We start from the raw sequence: 23,826 nt of genomic DNA on the forward strand, positions 1-23,826 counted from the left end.
GTCGGGCTTCCGCGCTCATGCACCCCCCGTTTCCTCGTGCCCGGGCCGCTCCTCGCGCGCGGGCCGTCGTCCTGGACGTCGTACGGCCGGGCCCGGCGCGGACCGGTCCGTCCCCGGGCAGGCATACCCGCACGGACGGACCGTCATCCGGCGCGGGCGACCGGCCGGTGCCGTTCCGTCGTGCGTGCGCGTCACTTTACGGCGTGCCCCCGGCGGAGGGGGAACCGGTCCACGCCCCTGCGGCTTTGGCCCGGAACATCCCCTACCCTGCGGTAATCCGCTCTGGCAGGCTGCGTCCATGACCGCGTCAGCCGCCGACCGGGCCCGTTACGACCGGGCCACCGCCCATCTCGACGCCCCGCTGGCGATCGTGGACCTGGCCGCCTTCGACGCCAACGCCGGCGACCTGGTCCGCCGGGCCGACGGGAAACCGGTCCGGGTCGCGAGCAAGTCCGTGCGCTGCCGGGCCCTGCTGGAACGCGTCCTGGCGAGGGACGGCTTCGCGGGCGTGATGTCCTTCACCCTCGCCGAGTCCCTGTGGCTGGCCCGGTCCGGGTTCGACGACGTGCTGCTCGCCTATCCGTCCGCGGACCGCGCCGGTTACGCCGAACTCGCCGCCGATCCCGGGCTCGCCGCCGCCGTCACCGTGACGGTCGACGACCCGGCCCAGCTGGACCTGATCGACGCCGCGCGCGGCGGGGGCCGCGAGGTGGTGCGGGTCTGCCTGGAACTGGACACGTCCCTGCGGCTGCTGGGCGGGCGGGTGCGCGTCGGGGCCCGCCGCTCGCCGCTGCACTCCCCCGCCGGGATCGCCGGCCTCGCCCGTGCGGTGGCCCGGCGGCCGGGGTTCAGGGTCGTGGGGATCATGGCGTACGAGGGGCATGTCGCCGGTGTCGGGGACGCGGTGGCGGGGCGTCCGCTGCGCTCGCGGGCCGTGCGGCTGATGCAGGCCGCCGCCCGGCGGGAGCTCGCCGGGCGGCGGGCCGAGGCCGTACGGGCCGTGCGGGCCCTCGTGCCGGACCTGGAGTTCGTCAACGGCGGCGGCACGGGCAGCGTGCAGCACACCGCCGCGGAGGACGCCGTCACCGAGATCGCCGCCGGGTCGGGGCTGTACCTGCCGCGGCTGTTCGACCACTACACGTCGTTCGGCGGCCGTCCGGCGGCCCTGTTCGCCCAGCCCGTCGTGCGGCGGCCGGGCGTCGGGGCGGTGACGGTGCTCGGCGGCGGGTATCCCGCCTCCGGTCCCGCCGGGGCCGACCGGCTGCCGCAGCCGTATCTGCCCCCGGGGCTGCGGTACGACCCGCGGGAGGGGGCCGGCGAGGTGCAGACGCCGCTGCTCGGGGCCGTCGCCGACGACCTGCTCGTCGGGGACCGGGTGTGGTTCCGGCACGCCAAGGCCGGTGAGCTGTGCGAGCGGTTCGACGTGCTGCACCTGGTCGAGGGGGACGCGGTGACGGCGACCGTCCCGACGTACCGGGGCGAGGGCCGCGCCTTCCTGTAGCCGGTGAGGGGCCGCCGGGCGGCCGGGCCGGTGCCGCCGCCCACGCCGCCGGTGTCCGCGTCGCCGGGCGGACGCCCCCGGTGGTCCGGCCGGGCCGGCGAGCGGCGCACCGTCCCCGCCGGCTCCGGGGACGGCGCGGACCGCCGCCGGCGCCCCGGTGGCGGACGGGCGGGGCGCCGGCCCGTCCCGGCTCCGTGGGGCGAGCCCTACAGCGGCGTGACGTACGCCCCCGAGATCCCGCCGTCCACCAGGAAGTCGGTGGCGTTGACGAAGGAGGAGTCGTCGCTGGCGAGGAAGGCGACGGCGGCGGCGATCTCCTCCGCCTCGGCGAACCGGCCGGCCGGGATGTGCACCAGGCGGCGCGCGGCGCGCTCCGGGTCCTTGGCGAACAGCTCCCGCAGCAGCGGGGTGTCGACCGGCCCGGGGCACAGGGCGTTGACGCGGATGCCCTCCCGCGCGAACTGCACGCCCAGTTCGCGGGACATCGCGAGGACGCCGCCCTTGGAGGCCGTGTACGAGATCTGGGAGGTCGCCGCGCCCATGCGGGCCACGAAGGACGCGGTGTTGATGATGGATCCCCTGCCCTGGCGGCGCATGTAGGGCAGGGCGGCCTTGCAGCACAGGTAGACGGAGGTGAGGTTGACCTCCTGGACGCGTTTCCAGGCGTCCAGGCCGGTCTCCAGGATGGAGTCGTCGTCGGGCGGGGAGATCCCGGCGTTGTTGAAGGCGACGTCGACGCTGCCGTAGGTGTCGTACGCCGCCCCGAACAGGGCCTCCACCTGTTCGGGATCGGTGACGTCGACCTTCACGAAGAGCCCGCCGGTCTCCTCGGCGGCGGCCTGGCCGCGGGTGGCGTCGATGTCGCCGCAGACGACGTGGGCGCCTTCGGAGGCGAGCCGGCGGGCGGCGGCGAGGCCGATGCCGCTGCCGGCTCCGGTGACGACGGCGGTGCGGCCGACCAGGCGGCGGCAGACGGCTTCGCGGGATGCTTCGGTCACTGTGCGGGGCCCTCCGTGCTGATGAAGACGTTCTTGGTCTCGGTGAAGGCGACGAGGGCGTCCGGGCCGAGCTCGCGGCCGATGCCGGACTGCTTGAAGCCGCCGAACGGGGTCCAGTAGCGGACGCTGGAGTGGGAGTTGACGGACAGGTTGCCGGCCCGGACCGCCCGGGAGACGCGCAGGGCGCGGCCCACGTCCCGGGTCCACACCGAGCCGGCCAGGCCGTAGTCGGTGGCGTTGGCGAGGCGGACCGCGTCGGCCTCGTCGTCGAAGGGCAGGACGACGGCGACCGGGCCGAAGACCTCCTCCACAGCCACGCGCGCGCGGGGGTCGACGCCGGTGAGGACGGTGGGCGGGAACCAGAAGCCGGGGCCCTCGGGGGCCTTGCCGCGGATGCCGGCGGCGTCCTGCGGGACGTAGGAGCGGACGCGGTCCAGCTGGGACCTGGAGATCAGCGGGCCCATGTCGGTGCTCTCCTGCGCCGGGTCGCCGACGCGGACCGACTCGATCGCCGGGGCGAGGAGGTCGAGGAAGCGGTCGTGGACGTCGCGCTGGACCAGGATGCGGGTGCGGGCGCAGCAGTCCTGGCCGGAGTTGTCGAGGAACGACATGGGGGCGGCGGCCGCGGCGGCCTCCAGGTCGGCGTCGGCGAAGACGATGTTGGGGCTCTTGCCGCCGAGTTCGAGGGTGACGCGCTTGAGCCGGGCCGATCCCCTGGCCAGGACCTGCCGGCCCACGGCCGTGGAGCCCGTGAACACGATCTTGGCGACGCCGGGGTGCTCGACGAGGGCGCCGCCCGCGACGGGGCCGTGGCCGGGCAGCACCTGGAACAACCCCTCCGGCAGGTCCGCCGCCAGGGCGAGTTCGGCCAGGCGCAGCGCGGTCAGCGGGGTCGTCTCGGCGGGCTTGAGGATCACCGCGTTGCCCGCCGCGAGCGCCGGGGCCGCGCCCCAGGCCGCGATCGGCATCGGGAAGTTCCAGGGCGCGATGACGCCCACGACGCCGAGCGGTTCGAGGATCGTGACGTCCAGGCCGCCTGCCACCGGGATCTGACGCCCTGTCAGGCGCTCCACTCCCCCGGCCGCGTAGTCGAGCAGGTCGCGGACGTTGCCCGCCTCCCAGCGGGCGTTGCCGAGGGTGTGCCCGGCCTCGCGGACCTCCAGCCGGGCCAGTTCCTCGAGGTGGTCGTCGACGGCCGCGGCGAAGCGGCGCAGCAGGCGGGCGCGGTCACCGGGCGCGCGGGCGGCCCAGGCCGCCTGGGCGCGGGCGGCGCGTACGACGGCGGCGTCGACGTCGGCCTCGGTGGCGGCGGGGACGGTGGCGACGACCTCCTCGGTGGCGGGGTTCAGTACCCGCAGTTCCTGATGTTCTCGAGGGTTCCGGGGTCCTCGACGGCCTTGGGGGTCCTGAGGCGTCGGGTGCTCGGGGGGCTCGTGGGACAAGAGGGGCCTCACATGCGTTCGAAGGAGCGGCGCAGCTCCCAGTCGGTGACGGCGGCGTCGAAGGCGTCCAGCTCGACGCGCGCCATGTTGCGGTAGTGCGCGACGACCTCCTCGCCGAACGCCGCCTGGGCGATCGGGCTGTTCTCCCAGAGCTCGGCGGCCTCCCGCAGGGTGGCCGGGACGTGCGCGAAGCCGGCGGTGTAGGCGTTGCCCGGGCAGGGCTCGGGCAGTTCCAGCCGCTGCTCGACGCCGTACAGGCCGGCCGCCACCATGCCCGCGACCGCGAGGTGCGGGTTGACGTCGCCGCCGGGGAGCCGGTTCTCGAAGCGCAGCGAGCGGCCGTGGCCGACCACGCGCAGGGCGCAGGTGCGGTTGTCGCGGCCCCAGGCGACGGCGGTCGGGGCGAAGGAGCCGGGCCGGAACCGCTTGTAGGAGTTGACGTGGGGGGCGTACAGGAGGCAGAAGTCCCGCAGGGCCGCCAGCTGTCCGGCGAGGAAGTGCCGCATGACCTGCGACATGCCGTCCGCCGCGGCCCCCGGCATGGCGCTGGCGCCGGAGGCGTCCGCGAGCGAGAGGTGGATGTGGCAGGAGTTGCCCTCGCGCTCGTCGTACTTGGCCATGAAGGTGAGCGACACGCCCTCCTGGGCGGCGATCTCCTTGGCGCCGGTCTTGTAGATCGCGTGCTGGTCGCAGGTGACCAGGGCCTCGTCGTAGCGGAAGACGATCTCGTGCTGGCCGGGGCTGCACTCGCCCTTGGCGGACTCCACGGTCATCCCGGCGCCCGCCATCTCGTTGCGGATGCGGCGCAGCAGGGGCTCGACGCGGCCGGTGCCGAGGACCGAGTAGTCGACGTTGTACTGGTTGGCGGGCGTGAGCCCCCGGTAGTTCGCCTCCCAGGCCTGCTCGTAGGTGTCCTTGAAGACGATGAACTCCAGCTCGGTGCCGACCCGGGCGGTGTAGCCGTGCCCGGCGAGGCGCTCCAGCTGGCGGCGCAGGATCTGGCGGGGCGCGGCGGCCACCGGGGAGCCGTCGCTCCAGGCGAGGTCGGCGACGACCAGGGCGGTGCCCGCGTTCCAGGGCACGCGGCGCAGGGTGGCCGGGTCCGGGCGCATGGCGAAGTCGCCGTAGCCGCGGTCCCAGGAGGACATCGCGTACCCGTCGACGGTGTTCATCTCGGCGTCGACGGCGAGGAGGTAGGAGCAGCCCTCGGTGCCGTGGCGGAGGACCTCGTCGAGGAAGAACCGGGCGGCGAACCGCTTGCCCTGGAGCCGCCCCTGCATGTCGGGGAAGGCCAGGACGACGGTGTCGATCTCGCCGCCCGCGACGAGGGCGTGCAGCTCCTCGACGCCGAGCGGGGGCGTGCGGTCTGCCACGGGAGGGCCTCCTTGGGGCTGCTTCGCGACGTCGCGCGCGGTGGGCGCCGCCGGGCGCTCGCGGCGTCGCACGGCTTCGCACTTCTCCGGCCGCGCCGAGAGCCATAAGGTATGGCTGCGGACCATTGCTTGGGAAGGGGGCGCGGCCTCATGTCGGAGGAAGCCGGCGGCACGGCGGCGGACCGCCTCGCGCCGGTGCTGCGGCCGGTGCGCGCGGGCAACGGCTTCGAGGAGGCGCTGGAGCAGATCCTGCAGGTGGTACGGCTGGGCCTGGTGCCGGAGGGCGGGCGGCTGCCCGCGGAGCGGGAGCTGGCGGAGCGGCTGGGGATCAGCCGGATGACGCTGCGCGAGGTGCTGAAGGTGCTGCAGGAGCAGGGCCTGGTCGAGTCGCGGCGCGGGCGGTACGGCGGCACGTTCGTGCTGCCCCGCACGCCGGACCCGGGCGGCGGGGACGCGCTGCGGCGCCGGGTCGCCGGCGTCGACATCGAGGACGTGCTGCGCTTCCGGGAGGTGCTGGAGGTGGGCGCGGCCGGGCTGTGCGCGGCGCACGGGCTGACCGGGGAGCGGGCGGGACGGCTGCGGGAGGCGCTGGACCGGACGCGCGACGCGCCGCTCGCCGACTACCGCCGCGCGGACACGCTGCTCCACCTCACCCTCGCCGAACTGTGCGGGTCGCCGACGCTGGCCGCGCAGTACGCGGCGGTGCGGGCGACGGTCAACGACCTCCTCGACTGCATTCCGCTGCTGGTGCGCAACCTGGAGCACTCGCAGCGGCAGCACACCGCGCTGGTCGGGGCGGTCCTCGACGGGGACGCCGACAGGGCCCGGGAGACGATGCGGGAGCACTGCGCGGGGACGGCGGCGCTGCTGCGGGGATTCCTCGCGTGAGCGTCCCGCCGTGCGGAGCGGCCTTCGCAAAGGTATGTGTCGAGTCCATTGGGAGCACGGGCCTGGCCCCTCGCCGGGAGAGCCGGCCGCCGGGCGGGGCACGCACGGGGACCGGGAGACGGGCGGGGCGCACACGGGGGCCGGACGACGGGCGGGGCGCGGAAGGCGGGATCGACGGGCGCAGTGCGGGAGGCCGGGTGACGGACGCGGTGCGGGAGGCGGGCCCGACGGGCGGAGCGGGAGAGGCCGGATGACGGACAGGCCGCTGATCGGCGTCAGCACGTATCTGGAGGCCGGGGCGCGCTGGGGGCTGTGGGAGCTGGAGGCGGCGCTGCTGCCGGCCGGGTATCCGCGGCTGGTGCAGCGGGCGGGCGGACTGGCCGCGATGCTGCCGCCGGACGCGCCGGAGCACGCGGCGGCGACCGTGGCCCGCCTGGACGGCCTGGTGATCGCGGGCGGCCCGGACGTCGAGCCGGCCCGCTACGGCGCCGAGCGCGATCCGCGCACCGGGCCGCCCGCGCGGGCCCGGGACGCCTGGGAACTCGCCCTGATCGAGGCGGCGCTGGCCGTACGCCTGCCGCTGCTGGGCATCTGCCGGGGCATGCAGCTGCTGAACGTCGCCCTCGGCGGCACCCTGGTCCAGCACGTCGACGGCCACGCCGGGGCACCCGGCGTGTTCGGCCGCCACCCGGTCGAGCCCGTGCCGGGCACGGTGTACGCCGCCGCGGTCCCGGAGGAGACGTCCGTGCCGGCCTTCCACCACCAGGCGGTGGACCGCCTCGGCGCCGGCCTGGCCGTCTCGGCCCACGCGGCGGACGGCACGGTGGAGGCCGTCGAGCTGCCGCCCGGCGACGGCTGGGCGCTGGGGGTGCAGTGGCACCCGGAGATGGGCGAGGACCTGCGGGTGATGCGGGCGCTGGTGGAGGCGGCCGCGAGGCAACGGGCCGCGCGGTGAACGGGGCGGCGGGACGGGAGCGGTGCCGGACCGTCCCGTCGTGCCCCGGGCCGTCCCGTCCTACCCCCGCGTCAGCGACAACAGATCCCGTGCCGGCCCCGCGGGCCGGTGCCCCGTCGGCCACACCGCCCGCAGGTCCCGCGCCAGCGACACGTCGTGCACGGGCACCCGCACCAGACGCCGCATCGCCAGTTCCTCGCCCACGGCGAGTTCGCTGAGGACCGCCGGGCCCGCGCCGCTCACCGCCGCCGCCTTCACCGCGGTGGTCGAGGAGAGCTCGATCAGCGGCCGGGCCACCCCGCCCAGCGCCGCCTCCAGCACCTGCCGGGTGCCCGAGCCCTCCTCCCGCAGGATCAGCGGGGTCGCCGCCAGTTCCCCGGCCGCCAGGGGACGCCGACGCCGCGCCCACGGGTGCGCGGGTGCCGTCACGACGATCAGCCGGTCGTGCGCGACGACCGCCGAGTCCAGCCCGGCCGGCACGCTGAGTCCTTCCACGAAGCCCAGATCCGCCTCGTCGGCGAGCAGGCGCTCCGCCACCGCCGCCGAGTTCCCGGCGAGCAGCGACACCGCCGTGTCGGGCCGCTCGGCGCGCAGCGCGAGCAGCCAGCCCGGCAGCAGGTACTCGGCGATCGTCATGCTCGCCGCCACCCGCAGCCGCGAGTCCCTGCGGTCCCGCAGCGCCTGCGCCCCCGCGTCGAAGGCCTCCGCCGCCTCGACGATCCGCCGCGCCCAGTCGGTGACCAGCGCGCCGGCGTCGGTGAGCCGGGAGCCGCGCGGCGACCGGTCCACCAGCGCGACCCCCAACCGGCGTTCCATGGAGCGGATCCGGCTGCTGGCCGCCGGCTGGGTGATGCCCACCTCCCGCGCCGCCCCGCCGAGGCTGCCGAGCCGTGCCACCGCCAGCAGCAGCTCCAGCGCGCCGAGATCGGGCACCCGGTGCGCCAGCGAACCGGCGGGCGCCGGACGGGGGTCCGCCCGCCCTTCCTTGTTGCTCATAACTCCAGCTTATGTCTTGGTGGGGTGTTCTCCCTGGTCGTGGGCGTCCGCGGGGCGACGGCGGAGCCGTGGTCACCACGGCCCGGCCCCGCACCGCCGCCGCCCCGCGCCGGCCGGGCCACCGCGGCCGCGCTCACCGCGAGCGGCCCGGCCGGCGGCGCGCTGCGGCGAGGGCCGCGCCCAGCACCCGCGGCGCCTCGGCCAGCGACGGGCCGTACCAGGTGAGGTGCCGGCCGCTGACCAGGGCGCAGGGCAGTCCGGGGAAGGCCTCGGGGCCGTCGTCGGCGGTGAAGCGGTACGGCTCGTCCGGGAGCACCACCAGGTCCGGGCCGGCCGCGCGCAGCTCCTCGACCGGAACGCGCGGGTAGCGCTCGGCGTGCGCGGCGTACAGGTGGTCGACCCCCAGCCGGGCCAGCACATCGCCCGCGAAGGTGGCCCGGCCCAGCACCGTCCACGGCCGGCGCCAGACCGGCACGACCGCCGTCGTACGGCGTCCGGGCGCCGGCGGCGCCGACCAGGCCTCCTCCGCCTCGTCCAGCCACCGCGGCCGGCTCCGGGCGCCGCAGGCCGCCAGCACCCGGGCGAGTTCCCGGAAGGACTGCGGTACGTCCCGCACCTCGGTCACCAGCACCTCGGCGCCGGCCGCGCGCAGGGCCGCGAGGTCGGGAGCGCGGTTCTCCTCCTCGTTGGCGATCACCAGATCGGGGGCGAGGGCGACGATCCGGTCCACGTCCGGGTTCTTCGTGCCGCCGATCCGCGCGACGTCCAGGCCGGGCGGCTGGGTGCACCAGTCCGTGGCGCCGGCCAGGACGCCGGGAAGGGTCCGGGCCACGGCCTCCGTCAGGGACGGAACCAGGGAGACGACCCTCACGGGTGCGGCCGGTCGCGGACCGCCTCGATGTGCTCCGCCACGGCGACGACGATCACGCGGGTGTCCGACTCGGTGGCCCGCCAGCGGTGCCGCACCCCGCCGGTGAGGTACAGCGTGTCGCCGCGGCCCAGGCGGTAGGCGCGGCCCTCGGCCTCGATCTCCACCACGCCGTCCGCGACGTACATCAACTGGTCGTTGCGGTACTGGAACTCGCGGCCCGCGTCGTGGTCCCCGGTGAACTCCGAGGCGTGCATCTGGTGGTGGCCGCGCACCAGGGAGCGCACCTGGGGGGCGAGCACCGGCTCGGGCCCCTCGGCCCGGACCACGTCCACGCTGCACGCCGGGTCGGCCGCCGCGAGGAGCTCCACGGCGGTGGTGCGCAGCGCGTCGGCCACCTTCTCCAGGGAGCTCCTGCTGGGCCGCGCCCGCTCGTTCTCGATCTGGCTCAGGAAGGGCACCGACAGGCCGCTGCGCTCGGCCACGACGGCGAGGGTGAGGTCCAGCGCCCGGCGCCGCCGCCGCACGGCCGCGCCCACCCGAAGGGGCTGTTCTTTGTGGTCGCCCATCGCTCCGGCTCCCTCCTTCGCCTGTCTCTCCGCGGCCTGTGCGCCCGTCCCCGGACGGATCTGCTCTTCTGAGTTGTCTGCACCCTACGCATGTTCGGCAAACCGATTCACGCGCCCGTCACGTCGCCGTCACGTCGGGCCGGCCGCGACCCCGCGGTTCGCGCCAGTGGATCATCTCCCGGAGACCCGGACCGGGCCGGCCGGCGGCGGCCCGGCACGACCGCGGCCGCCGGTCGCGGCGTCGGTTTCCGTCCCTGGGTTCAATGCGCGGGCGCTGCCCGGTGTTCCCTCGCGTCTCCCGCGCCCCGGAAGTCGCCCCGCGTGGTTGTCCGGATCCTTTTCGTACACCGGGCAGGCGCCGGGGGCGGCCGGGGCGGAAGCGGGGGCGGGCCGCGTCGCGGCCCGCCCGGGCCGGACACGCCGGCGGCCCGGGCGCGAGGGTGCGCGGAGCGCGACGCGCCGCGCGGCCGGACGCCTGTCGGTGCCGTACGGCATGATGCGGGGCGTGACCGGACGACTGATGCTCCTCGACACCGCCTCGCTCTACTTCCGCGCCTACTTCGGCGTCCCGGAGACCGTGCGGGCCCCGGACGGCACGCCGGTGAACGCCGTGCGCGGGCTGCTGGACTTCGTCGACCGCCTGGTCAGGGACCACCGGCCGGAGCACCTGGTGGCGTGCATGGACGCCGACTGGCGCCCGCGGTGGCGGGTGGAGCTGATCCCCTCCTACAAGGCGCACCGCGTCGCCGAGGAGCGCGAGGCGGGACCGGACGAGGAGGCGGTGCCCGGCACGCTCTCCCCCCAGGTGCCGGTCGTCGAGGCGGTCCTCGACGCGCTCGGCATCGCGCGCGTGGGCGTCGCGGGGTACGAGGCGGACGACGTGATCGGCACGTTCACCGCGCGCGCCAAGGGCCCGGTCGACATCGTCACCGGCGACCGCGACCTCTACCAGCTGATCGACGACGCGCGGGAGGTGCGCGTGCTGTACCCCCTCAAAGGCGTCGGCACGCTCCAGCTCACCGACGAGTCCGTGGTGCGGGAGAAGTATGGGGTGAGCGGCAGCGGGTACGCGGATCTGGCGCTGCTGCGCGGCGATCCGAGCGACGGTCTGCCGGGCGTGCCCGGCATCGGCGAGAAGACCGCGGCCAGGCTGCTCGCCGAGTTCGGCGACCTGGCCGGCATCCTGGCCGCGGTCGACGACCCGGGCGCGAAGCTCACGCCGTCGCAGCGCCGGCGCCTGGACGAGGCCCGGCCGTACCTCGCGGTCGCCCCGAAGGTGGTGCGGGTCGCGGACGACGTCCCGCTGCCGGACGTCGACACGACGCTGCCGCGTGCTCCGCGCGACCCGGTCGCGCTGGAGGCACTGGCGTCCCGCTGGGGGCTGGGCGGGTCGCTGCAGCGGCTGCTGGCGACGCTCGGCGCGTGACGTCCCCGGCGACACGCGGTCGCGGAGCTGCGGCAGAAGGGGCCTCCACCGGGAGAAGGTGCTAACTTAGGTAAGCCTAAGCTACGGATCATGGGAGGCCGTCATGGCAGAGCGTCCGGCACGGAAGCCGCAGAAGCCCCGCTCCGCGCAGGTCGTCCGCACCGAACGGCTGACCCCGCACATGCAGCGCGTGGTGCTCGGCGGCGAGGGCCTGGCCGGATTCTCGGCCGACACCTGTACCGACCACTATGTGAAGCTGCTGTTCCCGGCCGCGGGCACGGCCCACCCCGAGCCGTTCGACCTGGAGCGGATCCGCGCGGAGTCCCCCCGTGAGCAGTGGCCGGTGACCCGGACGTACACCGTGCGCGCCTGGGACCCGGAGCACCGCGAGCTGACGCTGGACTTCGTCATCCACGGCGACGAGGGCCTGGCCGGCCCCTGGGCGCTGCGCGCTCGGCCGGGCGAGACCGTGTGGTTCATGGGACCCGGCGGCGCCTACGCCCCCGATCCGGACGCCGACTGGCATCTGCTCGCCGGTGACGAGAGCGCGCTGCCCGCGATCGCCCGCTCCCTGGAGTCGCTGCCCGCCGGCGTCCGCGCCCACGCCTTCGTGGAGGTCGCCGGGCCCGAGGACGAGCAGAAGATCGACTCCGATGTGGACGTGGTCTGGCTGCACCGCGGCGGCCGGCCGGTCGGCGAGGCGCTGATCGAGGCCGTGCGCGGCCTGGACTTCCCGCGGGGCCGGGTGCACGCGTTCGTGCACGGCGAGGCCCACTGCGTGAAGGAGCTGCGCCGTCTGCTGCGGGTCGAGCGCGGAATTCCGCGCGAGGACCTGTCGATCTCCGGCTACTGGCGCCTCGGTCACAACGAGGACGGCTGGCAGGCCTCCAAGCGGGAGTGGAACGCGCGCATCGAGGCGGAGCAGGAGCAGCCGGGGGCGTCCGCCGCGTGACACCTGCGCCCGGACGGCGAGGCGGCGGCCCGGATGTGCCACCGGCGCAGGACGGGATCCTGGAAGATCTCGTGGACCGCGGGCGCGTCCCGGGCCGTCCAGGGGCGCAGGAGGAGTCCGTCGCCGGTGCGGAGGGCGGGCTGCGGCGTGCGGGCGAGGGTGCCGACGGGCAGGACCGGGCCGGTGAGGCAGGGCATGGTCCGCATCCTGCCGACGGCCGCGGCGGCGGGCCCGGCGGTTTTCCGGCGGCGTACGCCTCCTCGTACCCTTGCTCGCGATGAGACGCCGTGCCCCTGCCCCGCCCGCCCCCCTGCCCCAGCGCCACGGGGTGGACCCGGTGCGGGTGCGGCTGCCGGCCGGCGGGACGTGGGCCACGGTGCGGGAGCACCTGGTGGAGCGGCTGACCGGCGCGGGCGCCGGCGTCGTCGACGGCATGTTCGACGCGGGGCTGGTCGTCGGCGCGGACGGGCGGTCGGTGGCGCCGGACGCGCCGTACCGGCCGGGGATGTTCGTCTGGTTCCACCGGGAGCTGCCCGCCGAGGTGCCGGTGCCGTTCCCGCTGGAGGTCGTGCACCGGGACGAGCATCTCGTCGTCGCCGACAAGCCGCACTTCCTGGCCACCACTCCGCGCGGCGCCCATGTCGCCGAGACCGCGCTCGCGCGGCTGCGCCGGGAGCTGGGCGTCCCGGCGCTCACCGCCGCGCACCGCCTCGACCGGCTCACCGCCGGGCTGGTGCTGTTCACCGTGCGGCCCGAGGAGCGCGGCGCGTACCAGACGCTGTTCCGCGACCGCCGGGTGCGCAAGGAGTACGAGGCGATCGCCCCGTACGACCCCTCGCTCGTCCTGCCCCGGACCGTGCGCAGCCGGATCGTGAAGGAGCGCGGGGTGCTGACCGCGCGGGAGGTGCCGGGCGAGCCGAACGCGGTCAGCCGGATCGAGCTGATCGAGCACCGGGCGGCCGACGGGCTCGCCCGGTACCGGCTGGTGCCCGGCACCGGGCAGACGCACCAGCTGCGCGTGCACATGGCCGCGCTCGGTGTGCCGATCCTCGGCGATCCGCTCTACCCCGAGGTGACCGGTCCCGGGCCGGCCGGCGACTTCCGGCGGCCGCTCCAGCTGCTGGCACGGAGCCTGGAGTTCACCGACCCGGTCACGGGGGCGGACCGCCGGTTCCGCAGCGGCCGGGTGCTCGCGGCCTGGGCGTCGCCCCAGGACTGGGCCGCCGGTCAGTAGCCGCGCCACCAGCGCACGAGGCGCTGCCGGGCCCCCTGCGGGCGGGCCGGTTCCGGCTGGGGCGGGGCGGCCGGGTCGGGCCGCGGCCACGACGGGATCACCGGCTCGGGCCGCGGCCGGGCGGCGGCGGGCTCGGACGCCGGTTTCTCGAAGTCGGCGTACCGGGCGGGGCGCGGCGGGATCGTGGCGTGCGGCGGCCGTTCCCTGATGTCCCGCTGCGGCCTGGGCTCGAACCACACCGGCAGCTCCACCAGGTGCCGCGACACGATCGACGACCGCCGGCGCAGCTCGTCCTCCGCGCAGTCGAGCCGGATGTCCGGCAGCCGCATCAGCAGCGCGTCCACGCCGGTGCCGGCGATGGCGCGGCCGATGTCCTGGCCGGGGCACTCGTGCGGGCCGCCGCCGAAGGCGAGGTGGGAGCGGTTGCCCATCATGTCGGCGGACAGGTCGGGACGCACCCGCGGGTCGACGTTGCCCGGCGCGATGCCGAACAGCAGCCCGTCGCCCTTGCGGATCAGCTTGCCGCCCAGCTCCGTGTCCTGCTTGGCGAAGTAGGCGAAGACCGTGCTGAACGGCGGCTCGTCCCACAGGGACTGCTCGACGGCCTGCGGCACGGTCGTCTGGCCGCCGCTGAGCCGGGCGCGGATGCCCGGGTCGGTGAGCACCATGCGGAGCACGTTGGCGACGAGGTTGGCGGTGGTCTCGTAGGCGGCGATCAGGATGACCCGCAGGTGCTCGCGGACCTCGTCGTCGGTCAGGCGCGCCGGGTGGTTCAGGAGGTAGCTGGTGAGGTCCTCGTCGGGCCGGGCGCGCCGGCGGGCGGTGAGCCGGGCCAGGGCGTCCATGATGTACGCGTTGCCGGCGATCGCGGTCGAGGTGCCCTCGAGCATGTCGCGGGCGGCCTCGACGAGGCGGTCGCCGTACTCGTCGGGCATGCCGAGCAGTTCGCACATCACGGCCATCGGCAGGTGCTCGGCGAACTGGCCGACGAGGTCGGCGCGGCCTCCCTCGCAGAACCGGTTGACGAGGCGCTGCGTGTGGCGGTTGATGTGACGGCGCAGGGTGCGGTGATCGATCGTGGAGATGGCGCCGGTGACCGCGCCGCGCAGCCGCTTGTGCTCGTCGCCCTCGGCGTGCGCGCAGATGGGCTGCCAGGCGATGTGCGGCAGGTACGGGTGGCCGGGCCTGATCCGGCCCTGTCTGAGCGGCGTCCAGATGCGGCTGTCCCGGCAGAACCGCGCGGGCGTGCTGACCATCTGCAGGTTCTCGGCCAGGCCGAGGACCACCCACAGCGGCACGTCGTCGTGGATCAGGGCGGGCGCCACGGGCCCGTGCTCGGCCCGGAGTTCCTCGTACAGCTGCGGCAGGTCCTCCGTCTCGTGCAGCCGGTGCAGTCCGCCCGGGCCGAGGCCGTGGGCGGGGCAGCCGGGGGGCGGGGCGAGCAGGGCGTCGTCCGTGCCGGTCGGCACGTGGTGTTCAGGCGTCACGGTGGTCGCTTTCGAAAACGGGTCCGGTGTCGTCGGGGGTGTCACGAGGGCAGGCGCGCGCCCGACACGGCGAGGGAGGGCAGGAAGCGCATCAGGGTCATCAGGACGTCGCGGCCGGAGGCCCTGCGGCGCGCGTCGCACTCCACGATGGGGACGTCCTCGGGCAGGTCGAGCGCGGCGCGCAGCTCCTGGCCGGGGTGCCGAAGAGGTGGAGCACCAGCCGTTCGGTGATGCCGATGCGGCCGAAGTCCATGGCGACGGTGGTGGCCGTCTCGGTCCTGGAGCCGAAGTCGTCGTCCACGCCCACCCCGGCCCGGGTCACGGTCCCCTCGGTGGTCAGCGGTCTGATCTCGCTGACCGAGCCGGCCATGGTGGTCCTGCCGACGCCGAAACCGCCCACCATCACGATCCTCACGGCGGCCTCGGCCGTGCGCGGCAACCGGTCCTGCGTCCGTGGTCCGGGGAGGGTGTCGGAGCTGTCGAAGTCCACGCATCACCGCTTCGAGGAGGGAACGGCCGGGGACCGCCCGGCGGACGATCGGGGCGCGCGCCTGCACCGGTCCCGCCGTCAGCAGGTCGGCGAGCGGCACGGCCACCACGCTGAACGGCAGGTTCAGGCGGGCCGGCGGTTCGGCGGCGGACAGCGGGGCGGAGCACAGCCGGAGCAGGGCCGCCTGTTCCGGCGTGGCGGACGGCGTCGGTTCGGCGCGCGCCACGGCCAACGTCACCGGGTCGACGGGGGCGCGCCCGTCCTCTCCCTCGCCGGCGATCCGCCGCTCCAGGCACGCGGTGTGACGGGCGTGCTCGGCTCGCAGGTTCCGCAGCGTCCGGCCGCGGCGCACCGCCTCGGCGGCCGTGGGGACCACCAGGAGCGGGGCCACGGCGCCGCACGATCCGACGGCGAGCCGGGCCGGCTGCGTCACCGCGGCGACGGCGGCGCCGGTCACCGCGGCCATCGCTTTGAACGGGAGCAACAGCAGCCGCGCGTAAGGGAGTTCACGTCGGCCGGGCAGGGGATCAACACTCACCATGGAGGCCCTCTGAGGACGAGTCGGCTGAGGAGCGGGGGAGTCTGCCGGGGGTATGTCATGGATCTGTCGGGATGTTCGACACATCGGGGAACAGGCGCGCCGATTCGCCTCTGACCCGGCGTGCCCGGGCGAGCTTAGTCCGACCGGATCAACGTCGTGCCGTATCCGGCGAGCGCCTGAAACGGGACTCGGAAGAGGAGTACGCTCGAATCCATTTGCACGGTGCGGATTCGCTCGAACACGGCGGGTCACCGCGAATGCGCGCGCGAAAGTCGCTCACCGTAGCGGGTGAGGAGAGGTCGGACGTGTGACGCGGCGGCCCGCGCGACCTCTGGGCCGGGGCGGTCCGGAGCGGCCGGCCCGGGGCCGACGCCCGGGCCCCCGGCGGCGGTTGTCCGGGGCCGACGCGAGAAGGATGTCCGAGGAGGACACCGGCGGCCGGCTCCGGGAGGAGAGCGAGTGCGGGGCCCGCCCGCGAGCCCCGCGCTTCCCGGTGACGCCCCGCACGCGGGGGCGGCTCTCCGCCTACCGGGCATACGAGGACGGGCGGTCCCGACGCCACGGCGAGCGCGCGTGCCGGGCGCCGCGCCCCGCCCGGGACGTCCTCGAGGCGGGTCCGTACGGCGTGCAGGCCGGCGCGCACGCGGGCAGCGGACGCGGCCACGCCGGGCCTGCGCGGGCCGCCGCGCAGCGGCTCCACGGCGGCGCCCCCACGGACGCGTCCGCGGGGGCGGCGTGACCGCGGGGCTCCGGGAGCGGGGCGAGCCGTCGCTCCCGCCGGCGCCCCGGCCCGGATCCGTGCCGGGCGGCGGGTCACCCCACCGACGAGTAGGCGACCACTCCCCGCAGCAGCCCGTCGACCGCCTTGCGCGCGGCCTTCGGCACGCTGGACCCCTCCGCGGGGGCCGCCGCGGAGATCTGGCCGAGCACGTCGATCACCTGCTTGCACCACCGCACGAAGTCCCCGGCGGGCATCTCCGCCTCGCGCAGCACCTCGTCGAGTCCCTTCCCGGAGGCCCACATGTACGCGGCCCAGGCGAACCCGAGATCCGGCTCGCGCTGCCCCACGCCCTCGGTCTGCCGGATCCGGAACTCCTCCTCCAGGGCGTCGAGGCGCCCCCAGATCCGGACCATCTCGCCGAGCGCGGCCTTGGCCTTGCCGGACGGCAGCTTCGGCGCCATCGCGTCGTCGGCGGCCCGCGCCTCGTACACCAGCGCCGAGACGCAGGCGGCGAGCTCCGCCGGGGCGAGCCCCTCCCAGACGCCCGCGCGCAGGCACTCGCTGGCCAGCAGGTCCAGCTCGCCGTACAGGCGCGCGAGCCGCTTGCCGTGCTCGGTCACCTCGTCACCGCGCAGGTAGTCCAGCTCGGTCAGCAGCGCCACGATCCGGTCGAACGTACGGGCGATCGTGTTCGTCCGTCCCTCGATGCGCCGTTCCAGCTGCGAGGTGTCCCGCAGCAGCCGGTAGTAGCGCTCGGCCCAGCGGGCGTGGTCCTCCCGGTCGTTGCACCCGTGGCAGGGATGCGCGCGGATCGCCTTGCGCAACCGCGCGATCTCCCGGTCGTCCGCGGCGACGGCCCGGCGCTTGCGGTGCCGCTCGGGCTCGATGTGCCCGGCCTTGCTGCGCAGCGCGGAGGCGAGGTCCCGGCGGGACTGCGGCGAGCGCGGGTTGAAGGACTTCGGGATCCGCATCCGCTCCAGCGGCTCGACCGGAACGGGGAAGTCGATGGACGCCAGCCGCTTGACCTGCCGCTCGGCGGTGAGCACCAGCGGGCGCGGACCGTCGTGGTGCTCGAAGCCGCGGTGGCCGTTGGAACGGCCGGCGGGCAGGCCCGGGTCCAGGACCAGCGCGAGACCGGCGTACTTGCCGGTGGGGACGTGGATGACGTCGCCGGGCTTCAGCCTCTCCAGCGCGACGGCCGCTTCCGTCCGCCGCTGGACCGCGCCCTGCCGGGCCAGCTCGGTCTCGCGGTCCTTCAGTTCGCGGCGCAGCCGCGCGTACTCCTCGAAGTCGCCGAGGTGGCAGGTCATGGAGGCCTTGTAGCCCTCCAGCCCCTCCTCGTTGCGCTGCACCTGCCGCGAGATCCCGACGACCGACTTGTCCGCCTGGAACTGCGCGAAGGAGGTCTCCAGCAGCTCCCGCGAGCGGTGCCGGCCGAACTGCTCGACCAGGTTGACCGCCATGTTGTACGACGGCTTGAAGCTGGAGCGCAGCGGATAGGTCCGCGTGCCGGCCAGCCCCGCCAGGTGCTCGGGGTTCATGCCGCGCTGCCAGAGCACCACGGCGTGGCCCTCGACGTCGATGCCCCGCCGCCCGGCACGCCCCGTGAGCTGGGTGAACTCGCCGGGGGTGATGTCGGCGTGCTGCTCGCCGTTCCACTTGACGAGCTTTTCCAGCACCACCGAACGGGCCGGCATGTTGATGCCGAGGGCGAGGGTCTCGGTGGCGAAGACGGCCTTGACCAGGCCGCGCACGAACAGCTCCTCGACGACCTCCTTGAACGTCGGCAGCATGCCCGCGTGGTGGGCGGCGATCCCGCGCTCCAGGCCCTCCAGCCACTCGTAGTAGCCCAGGACGTGCAGGTCCTCGGGCGGGATGGCGGAGGTGCGCTCCTCGACCAGGGCGCGGACCTGCTCCCGCTCCTCCTGGTCGTTGAGCCTCAGGCCTGCGTACAGGCACTGCTGGACGGCAGCCTCGCAGGCGGCGCGGCTGAAGATGAAGGTGATCGCGGGCAGCAGGCCCTCGGCGTCCAGGCGCTCGATGACCTCGGGCCGGCTCGGCGTCCACACCCGCGTCCGCTGTCTGCGCTCCCGCTCGCGGTCGGCCTCGCGCATGGCGCGGCCCCGCCGCCGGTCCGGGTACGACGGGCGGCTCGCCTCCATGCGCGCCATCCGCACGAGGTCGGGGTTGACGGCCTTCTTGTGGCCCTCGCCCTCCTCGAACAGGTCGTACATCCGGCGTCCGGCCAGCACGTGCTGGAACAGCGGCACGGGCCGGTGTTCGGAGACGATGACCTCGGTGTCGCCGCGGACGGTGTCGAGCCAGTCGCCGAACTCCTCGGCGTTCGACACGGTCGCGGACAGCGACACCAGCGTCACCGACTCGGGAAGGTGGATGATCACTTCCTCCCAGACGGCGCCCCGGAAGCGGTCGGAGAGGTAGTGCACCTCGTCCATGACCACGTAGCCGAGGCCGAGGAGGGTCTGCGAGCCGGCGTACAGCATGTTCCGCAGCACCTCCGTGGTCATCACGACCACCGGGGCGTCGGAGTTGACGCTGTTGTCGCCGGTGAGCAGGCCCACCTTGCCGGTGCCGTAGCGACGGCACAGGTCGGCGTACTTCTGGTTCGACAGCGCCTTGATGGGTGTCGTGTAGAAGCACTTCTTGCCCTGCTGCAGGGCGAGGTGGACGGCGAACTCGCCCACGATCGTCTTGCCGGAGCCGGTGGGCGCGGCGACCAGGACGCCCTTCCCCGCCTCGAGTGCCTGGCAGGCCTCGATCTGGAAGGGGTCGAGGCCGAAGTCGTACATCTCGCGGAAGGAGGCGAGCGCGGTGGCCTGCTCGGCAGCGCGCCTGCGTGCTGCCGCGTACCGCTCGGCCGGAGAGAGGTCCTCTGTCATCGTACTTTCGAGCGTACCGGGCACCACCGACAACAGGACGATCATTATCCGGATCCGGTTCCGGCGGATCCCGGATCCTCGCAGCTCAGCACCGGCGGCCCGGCCCGTGCCGCCCGCGGGGCCGGGACCGGGGGCACCGGCCCCGGCCGCAGGCGGGGGACGGCCGCTCCGGCAGCCGGAGCGGCCGGGCGGGAACGGCTCAGGTCACGTCGTCGTACCCGTTGACCCGGTCCCGGCCCGCCTGCTCCGGCAGGGCGGGGGTGGCCGTCACGGGCTCGATCCCGCCGATGTCCTCGGGGGTGAGGTCCAGCTCGGAGGCCTCGTCGTCGGCGGGGCCCAGGGCCTCGCGGCGGCGCCGGCGCCGGTCGTTGAGCAGCGCGACGGCCACGGCGGCGAAGTACAGGACCCAGATCGGTCCGGCGAGCATCACCATGGTCAACGGGTCGGTGCTGGGCGTGGCGATGGCCGCGAAGAGCGTGATGCCCATGATCATGCCGCGCCACCAGCCGAGCATGCGCCGGCCGGAGATGGCCCCGGAGAAGTTGAGCATGACCAGCAGCAGGGGCAGCTCGAAGGAGAGGCCGAAGACGATGACCATGCGCGTGACGAGGTCGAGCAGGTCGTCGAGCGGCAGCAGGTTGTCGATGTTGACCGGCGTGAAGTCGATCAGCACTTCCGCGGTGGTGGGCAGCACCTTGTACGCGAAGAAGGCACCGGTGAGGAAGAGCGGGAAACCCGTGCCGACGAAGGCGTAGGCGTACTTCTTCTCGTGCCGGTGCAGGCCGGGGGCGACGAACGCCCACAGCTGGTAGAGCCAGACCGGCGCGGCCAGCACCACACCGGCCATCAGGGACACCTTCAGCGCCAGGGTGAACGGCGTGATCAGACCGTTGATCGTGATCTGCGCGCACGGCTCGGTGCCGGAGGAAGGCCGTGCCAGTTCCTCGAAGGTCTTCGAGCAGCCGACCGACTCCAGGATCGGCTTGGTGAAGAAGTTGATGATGTCGTTGTAGAAGAAGGCGGCCACGACGGTGACGACGACGATGGCCAGAACGGCTTTCGCCAGCCGGTTGCGGAGCTCACGCAGGTGTTCCGCGAGGGGCATCCGCCCCTCGGGATCCTTCTCCTTCTTGCGGGCAGGCTTCAGCAACCCACGTTCCCATCTCGTACGGCGGGGCCGGAGGTCACCGGCTCCAGGTCAGCGCTTGGTCGTGTCCGTCGGCTCCGTGACCGGGCGCGAGCTCGTCACGTCGCCGGGAGCGGCCTGGATGGTGCGCTGCGCGGGCGGCTCCTCGCCGGCGGGCGGGCCGGCCGGGGCGGGGGAGGTCTTGCTCTCCTCCTTCATCGCCTTGGCCTCGCTCTTGAGGATGCGCGCGGACTTGCCGAGCGACCGCGCCATGTCCGGAAGCTTCTTCGCGCCGAACAGCAGGATGATGACGACGAGGATGAGAATGATCTCGGGGGCTCCGAGCCTTCCGAACATAAGTCTTTACCTTCTCACCGAGGCGGCTTGGGTGGGGTGCTGTCCGACCGGTCGGACATATGTCCGATCCGATCGCGTTGTCAGCGATCGTAACGCCGGGGGGTGAACGGGGGGCAATCCCCGTGCAACCCCTGTGCGTACTCCCGTCCGCGGTCCGGGCCTCGTTCTCCGGGCCGCGATCAGCAGCGTACCTGCCGGAACCGGCAAGCCGACAGGGTGAAGCGGCCCGGAGCGCCTGTCCCGCGGGACTCGCAGCCACCGGTGGTGCGCCTCACAGCGCGTCCACGGCGCGGCCCGCGGCGGCCGCGGCGCGCTCCAGGTCCTCGGCGGCCCGGTTGATACGGCGCGCGGAGTCGGAGACCTGCCGGCCGAGGCGCTGCGCCTCCACGAAGACCCGCACGGCCAGCACCCCGAGCACCGCGAGACCCAGGAAACCCACAGCTACCGCGAACATCGGCCAGAACATGGCGTCGAGCCTAGACCCTTTCCCCGGCCCGGCCCTCAGAGGGTGGAATGCAGGCGCAGGGTCCGCACACCGCCCCCGGTGAGCAGCTCCACGATCCGCTCCCCCGCCGGCTTGCGGACCAGGACACCGCACTCGGGGCAGGTGAAGGAGTAGAAGGTGGTGCGGCTGGAGGCGCCGATGGCCAGGCGCAGAGCGCTCGCGGCGAGCTCGAAGCGGCCCCGGCAGTCGGGGCAGCCCGCCCTGAACACCACCGGGGACACGCTTCTCATCCCGGCGAACGCGGACGCCACCGTCATGCCCCGCGTACCAGACTTCGCAGACTCGCTCAAAGCCCTCGCTCCCCTTTTTCCGGTCGTTCGCCTCCGGGACGCCACCGCCGGTGCCGGCGGGGCGGCCGTCCTCGGTCCTGTGGTGCCTTCGCCCGTTCCGGCCCCGGCACCGGCGCGCTCACTCGCGCCCGTCGTCCTGCCCGTCGTGGGCCGCCCGCGCTCCGCGCGGCTCCCGCGCCTCGATCCCGTCGTACGCCGCCAGTGCCTCGCGGGCCGCCCGGCGGGCGCTGTCGGCGAGCTCGGGCGGCGAGACGATCCGGCCGTCGCGTCCGAGCCGGAGCGCCAGGCGTCTGAGCGACGCCGGGTCGGGGGTGCGCAGCGTGATGCGCAGACCTCCGTCGGCGAGCTCTTCCGCGCTGTCGTGCGGGTAGTACTCGGCGACCCAGCGTCCGCCCGGGCCGACCTCCACGACGACCTGCGGGTCCTCGGCGGCCGGCTGCACCAGCCCCTCGGACAGGTCCCGCAGCTCGATCTCGGGCGGCGCGGACGGCTCGTCCAGGATCCTGATCTCCGCGACCCGGTCGAGCCGGAAGGTGCGGCGCGCCTCGGAGCGGCGGCACCAGGCCTCCACGTAGGTGTGTCCGACGCTGACCAGGCGGATCGGGTCGATCTCGCGCTCGGTGACCTCGTCGCGGGCGGGCGAGTAGTAGCGGATCCACAGCCGGCGCCGCTCGGAGATCGCCCGGTCTACGTCGGCGAAGACGCCGCCCTCGGACTCGAAGGTCACCGACAGGCGGGAGCTGGCGCCGGCCGCCTCGCCGGCCGCGGCCTCCACCTTGGCCGTGGCCCGCAGCAGCGCCTGCCGGTCGCTCTCGCGCAGACCGGGCAGCGTCGCCACGGCGCGGGCGGCGACGAGCAGGGCGGTGGCCTCGTCGGCGGCGAGCCGCAGCGGCTCCGCGACGTCGTCGGGGTTGTGCCACCAGATGCGCTCGCCGTCGGTGTCGATGTCGAGCAGGTCGCCGCCGCGGAAGCTGGTGCCGCACATGGGCAGCACGTCGAGGTCGGAGACCAGCTCGTCCTCGGTGATCCCGAAGGCGCGCGCCACGTCCTCGACCCGGGCCCCGGGGCGCTCCCTGAGGTACGTCACCAGGGAGAGCATCCGCCGGGTCTGGTCGATGGCGTTCGTGGGCCTGACCGGTTTGCCTGCCACTGTGTCTCCCGCTCCCCCTCAGCCCTTGGCGACGGCGCGCAGCCGGTCCACCACGTCGGCCCGCAGCTCGGCCGGCTCCAGGACCACCACGTCCGGCCCGAACTCCACCAGCCAGGCGTCCAGACCGTGCCCGTACGGAATCTCCAACTCGTCCCAGCCGTCGCCGAGTTCCCGCACCGAGGTGGCCTTCGCCCGAAGGGGGTAGCCGGCGCCCGAGCGCAGCCGGATCCGCGCGGAGCGGTCGGCGATCTCCCCGGCCCAGCTCGCGACGGTCTCCCGGACGGTGACGACGTCCGGGACGGGAGCGGTGAACCGGCCGCCGCGCGAACGCACCTTCCCCGTGATCCGGGACAGCCGGAACACGCGCTCGGCGCCCCGGTCGCGGTCCCAGCCCGCCAGGTACCAGTGGCCGCGCCAGCACTCCAGCGCCCACGGCTCGACGTGCCGGGCCTCGGGGTGGGCGGCGGTGGCCTTGCGGTACTCGAAGACGACCGGGCGGCGGTCGCGGCAGGCCAGCATCAGCGGCTCGAAGGCGGCCTCGTGCACCGGGATGCGGGGCTCCAGCGCGCCGTGGGCCTCGTAGGGGTCGACGTCCTCGGGCAGTCCGGCCGCGCGCAGCTTCTGCAGGGCTCCGCTGGCCGCGCCCGCGAGCCGGGCCTGCTGCCACACCTTGGCGGCGAGCCCCAGCGCGGCGGCCTCCTCGGCGTCGAGGGTGATGGGCGGAAGGCGGTTGCTGTCACGGCGGGCCAGGTAGCCGACCTCGCCGTCCAGGCCCTCGACGGTCTCGATGACCAGCCCGAGCTCGCGCAGGTCGTCCTTGTCCCGCTCGAACATCCGGTTGAAGGAGTCGTCGCTGCCCGCTTCGAGGTAGGCCTCGATGGACTCGCGCAGCTCGCGCTTGCTGAGCGGCCGCCGCGTCCCGAGCAGACACAGCGCCAGATTCATCAGCCGCTCGGCCTTGGCAATGGCCATCGACGCCCTTCGCTTCCTGTGGTGCTTACGACCGACGACCGTACCGCTCCACGGCGGCACGGCAAAAGCCGAGGGCCCATGCCCG

The 23,826-nt window shown here is 74.7% G+C and carries 20 protein-coding genes and 3 pseudogenes; 6 read left to right on the plus strand and 17 right to left on the minus strand.

The features are described from left to right. The first annotated feature begins 298 nt into the window (after positions 1-298). Positions 299-1,501: an amino acid deaminase/aldolase gene (locus ABD363_RS14275; protein WP_344603255.1), complete on the plus strand. Its 1,203-nt coding sequence runs from the start codon at positions 299-301 to the stop codon at positions 1,499-1,501. 206 nt (positions 1,502-1,707) lie between these two features. On the opposite strand, the gene ABD363_RS14280 is transcribed toward ABD363_RS14275, so the two are convergent. From ABD363_RS14280 to ABD363_RS14290, 3 genes are read right to left on the minus strand one after another with little or no spacing between them, the layout of a single operon-like run. Further along, positions 1,708-2,499 (minus strand): 3-oxoacyl-ACP reductase, encoded by a 792-nt coding sequence (locus ABD363_RS14280; protein ID WP_344603257.1) that lies wholly within the window; start codon positions 2,497-2,499, stop codon positions 1,708-1,710. Next, positions 2,496-3,941, minus strand: a complete 1,446-nt coding sequence (locus tag ABD363_RS14285) for an aldehyde dehydrogenase family protein (protein WP_425577986.1) — start codon at positions 3,939-3,941, stop codon at positions 2,496-2,498. The genes ABD363_RS14280 and ABD363_RS14285 overlap by 4 nt, the downstream gene beginning before the upstream one ends. An 8-nt stretch (positions 3,942-3,949) precedes the next feature. Continuing rightward, positions 3,950-5,314, minus strand: coding sequence for a glutamine synthetase family protein (locus ABD363_RS14290; RefSeq protein ID WP_344603259.1), 1,365 nt, complete (start codon positions 5,312-5,314; stop codon positions 3,950-3,952). 150 nt (positions 5,315-5,464) lie between these two features. Between ABD363_RS14290 and ABD363_RS14295 the strand changes: the two genes are divergently transcribed. Both ABD363_RS14295 and ABD363_RS14300 read left to right on the plus strand, forming a co-directional pair. Next, on the plus strand, positions 5,465-6,202 hold the full coding sequence (locus ABD363_RS14295) for a FadR/GntR family transcriptional regulator (protein WP_344603261.1): 738 nt from the start codon (positions 5,465-5,467) through the stop codon (positions 6,200-6,202). Between the two features lie 250 nt (positions 6,203-6,452). Then, on the plus strand, positions 6,453-7,157 hold the full coding sequence (locus ABD363_RS14300; protein ID WP_344603263.1) for a gamma-glutamyl-gamma-aminobutyrate hydrolase family protein: 705 nt from the start codon (positions 6,453-6,455) through the stop codon (positions 7,155-7,157). Positions 7,158-7,217: 60 nt separating this feature from the next. Here ABD363_RS14300 and ABD363_RS14305 read toward each other — a convergent pair whose 3' ends face one another. From ABD363_RS14305 to ABD363_RS14315, 3 genes are all read right to left on the minus strand, one after another. Beyond that, on the minus strand, positions 7,218-8,153 hold the full coding sequence (locus tag ABD363_RS14305; protein ID WP_344603265.1) for a LysR family transcriptional regulator: 936 nt from the start codon (positions 8,151-8,153) through the stop codon (positions 7,218-7,220). A 133-nt stretch (positions 8,154-8,286) separates the two neighbouring features. After that, positions 8,287-9,024, minus strand: coding sequence for a helical backbone metal receptor (locus tag ABD363_RS14310; protein WP_344603267.1), 738 nt, complete (start codon positions 9,022-9,024; stop codon positions 8,287-8,289). Further along, on the minus strand, positions 9,021-9,590 hold the full coding sequence (locus ABD363_RS14315; protein ID WP_344603269.1) for a helix-turn-helix domain-containing protein: 570 nt from the start codon (positions 9,588-9,590) through the stop codon (positions 9,021-9,023). Before ABD363_RS14315 ends, ABD363_RS14310 begins: the two co-directional genes overlap by 4 nt. Before the next feature lie 496 nt (positions 9,591-10,086). On the opposite strand from ABD363_RS14315, the gene ABD363_RS14320 reads away from it, so the two are divergent. Both ABD363_RS14320 and ABD363_RS14325 read left to right on the plus strand, forming a co-directional pair. Further along, a complete protein-coding gene (locus ABD363_RS14320; RefSeq protein WP_344603479.1) occupies positions 10,087-11,016 on the plus strand; it encodes a 5'-3' exonuclease in 930 nt (309 codons plus the stop codon). A 103-nt stretch (positions 11,017-11,119) separates the two neighbouring features. Beyond that, positions 11,120-11,968 (plus strand): siderophore-interacting protein, encoded by an 849-nt coding sequence (locus ABD363_RS14325; protein WP_344603271.1) that lies wholly within the window; start codon positions 11,120-11,122, stop codon positions 11,966-11,968. A 17-nt stretch (positions 11,969-11,985) separates the two neighbouring features. On the opposite strand, the pseudogene ABD363_RS14330 reads toward ABD363_RS14325, so the two are convergent. Next, a pseudogene (locus tag ABD363_RS14330) lies at positions 11,986-12,165 on the minus strand (GNAT family N-acetyltransferase); the annotation flags it as partial. A gap of 80 nt (positions 12,166-12,245) precedes the next feature. Here ABD363_RS14330 and ABD363_RS14335 point away from each other — a divergent pair. Continuing rightward, on the plus strand, positions 12,246-13,202 hold the full coding sequence (locus tag ABD363_RS14335) for an RluA family pseudouridine synthase (protein WP_344603273.1): 957 nt from the start codon (positions 12,246-12,248) through the stop codon (positions 13,200-13,202). Here ABD363_RS14335 and ABD363_RS14340 read toward each other — a convergent pair. The 10 genes and pseudogenes from ABD363_RS14340 to ABD363_RS14390 all read right to left on the minus strand — a co-directional run bounded on the left by ABD363_RS14340 (position 13,196) and on the right by ABD363_RS14390 (position 23,741). Further along, positions 13,196-14,689, minus strand: a complete 1,494-nt coding sequence (locus ABD363_RS14340; protein WP_344603481.1) for a cytochrome P450 — start codon at positions 14,687-14,689, stop codon at positions 13,196-13,198. The two genes, ABD363_RS14335 and ABD363_RS14340, sit on opposite strands and share 7 nt — an antisense overlap. A 41-nt stretch (positions 14,690-14,730) precedes the next feature. After that, positions 14,731-15,179, minus strand: a pseudogene (locus ABD363_RS14345) (GTP-binding protein). Positions 15,180-15,222: 43 nt separating this feature from the next. Continuing rightward, positions 15,223-15,804: pseudogene (locus ABD363_RS32640) on the minus strand (DUF742 domain-containing protein); the annotation flags it as partial. Between the two features lie 729 nt (positions 15,805-16,533). Then, the gene (locus tag ABD363_RS14360; protein ID WP_344603275.1) at positions 16,534-19,386 is read right to left on the minus strand and encodes a DEAD/DEAH box helicase; all 2,853 of its coding nucleotides are present in this window, start codon (positions 19,384-19,386) and stop codon (positions 16,534-16,536) included. 154 nt (positions 19,387-19,540) lie between these two features. Beyond that, entirely contained in the window at positions 19,541-20,491 is a 951-nt protein-coding gene (gene tatC, locus ABD363_RS14365; protein ID WP_344603277.1) for a twin-arginine translocase subunit TatC, read from the minus strand. 48 nt (positions 20,492-20,539) lie between these two features. Further along, complete coding sequence (gene tatA, locus ABD363_RS14370; RefSeq protein ID WP_344603279.1) at positions 20,540-20,824, minus strand: Sec-independent protein translocase subunit TatA; 285 nt, start codon at positions 20,822-20,824, stop codon at positions 20,540-20,542. Between the two features lie 271 nt (positions 20,825-21,095). Beyond that, positions 21,096-21,290 carry a hypothetical protein gene (locus ABD363_RS14375; RefSeq protein ID WP_344603281.1) on the minus strand — a complete coding sequence of 65 codons (195 nt, stop codon included), beginning with the start codon at positions 21,288-21,290 and terminating at the stop codon, positions 21,096-21,098. Positions 21,291-21,325: 35 nt separating this feature from the next. Next, entirely contained in the window at positions 21,326-21,619 is a 294-nt protein-coding gene (locus ABD363_RS14380) for a hypothetical protein (protein WP_344603283.1), read from the minus strand. A 118-nt stretch (positions 21,620-21,737) separates the two neighbouring features. Then, a complete protein-coding gene (locus ABD363_RS14385; RefSeq protein WP_344603285.1) occupies positions 21,738-22,769 on the minus strand; it encodes a helix-turn-helix transcriptional regulator in 1,032 nt (343 codons plus the stop codon). An 18-nt stretch (positions 22,770-22,787) separates the two neighbouring features. Continuing rightward, positions 22,788-23,741 (minus strand): helix-turn-helix transcriptional regulator, encoded by a 954-nt coding sequence (locus ABD363_RS14390; RefSeq protein ID WP_344603287.1) that lies wholly within the window; start codon positions 23,739-23,741, stop codon positions 22,788-22,790. Between the last annotated feature and the right edge of the window lie 85 nt (positions 23,742-23,826).

The sequence above is a fragment of the Streptomyces glaucus genome (genome assembly GCF_039533365.1).
Lineage (GTDB): Bacteria > Actinomycetota > Actinomycetes > Streptomycetales > Streptomycetaceae > Streptomyces > Streptomyces glaucus.

Excerpts from the sequence above, each read along its gene's own strand:
- ABD363_RS14295 (WP_344603261.1), top strand. The coding sequence starts at position 5,465 with ATGTCGGAGGAAGCCGGCGGCACGGCGGCGGACCGCCTCGCGCCGGTG.
- ABD363_RS14325 (WP_344603271.1), top strand. The coding sequence starts at position 11,120 with ATGGCAGAGCGTCCGGCACGGAAGCCGCAGAAGCCCCGCTCCGCGCAG.
- tatA (WP_344603279.1), bottom strand. The coding sequence starts at position 20,824 with ATGTTCGGAAGGCTCGGAGCCCCCGAGATCATTCTCATCCTCGTCGTC.
- ABD363_RS14275 (WP_344603255.1), top strand. The coding sequence starts at position 299 with ATGACCGCGTCAGCCGCCGACCGGGCCCGTTACGACCGGGCCACCGCC.
- ABD363_RS14300 (WP_344603263.1), top strand. The coding sequence starts at position 6,453 with ATGACGGACAGGCCGCTGATCGGCGTCAGCACGTATCTGGAGGCCGGG.
- ABD363_RS14360 (WP_344603275.1), bottom strand. The coding sequence starts at position 19,386 with ATGATCGTCCTGTTGTCGGTGGTGCCCGGTACGCTCGAAAGTACGATG.
- ABD363_RS14390 (WP_344603287.1), bottom strand. The coding sequence starts at position 23,741 with ATGGCCATTGCCAAGGCCGAGCGGCTGATGAATCTGGCGCTGTGTCTG.
- ABD363_RS14305 (WP_344603265.1), bottom strand. The coding sequence starts at position 8,153 with ATGAGCAACAAGGAAGGGCGGGCGGACCCCCGTCCGGCGCCCGCCGGT.
- ABD363_RS14335 (WP_344603273.1), top strand. The coding sequence starts at position 12,246 with ATGAGACGCCGTGCCCCTGCCCCGCCCGCCCCCCTGCCCCAGCGCCAC.
- ABD363_RS14315 (WP_344603269.1), bottom strand. The coding sequence starts at position 9,590 with ATGGGCGACCACAAAGAACAGCCCCTTCGGGTGGGCGCGGCCGTGCGG.
- ABD363_RS14320 (WP_344603479.1), top strand. The coding sequence starts at position 10,087 with ATGCGGGGCGTGACCGGACGACTGATGCTCCTCGACACCGCCTCGCTC.
- ABD363_RS14375 (WP_344603281.1), bottom strand. The coding sequence starts at position 21,290 with ATGTTCTGGCCGATGTTCGCGGTAGCTGTGGGTTTCCTGGGTCTCGCG.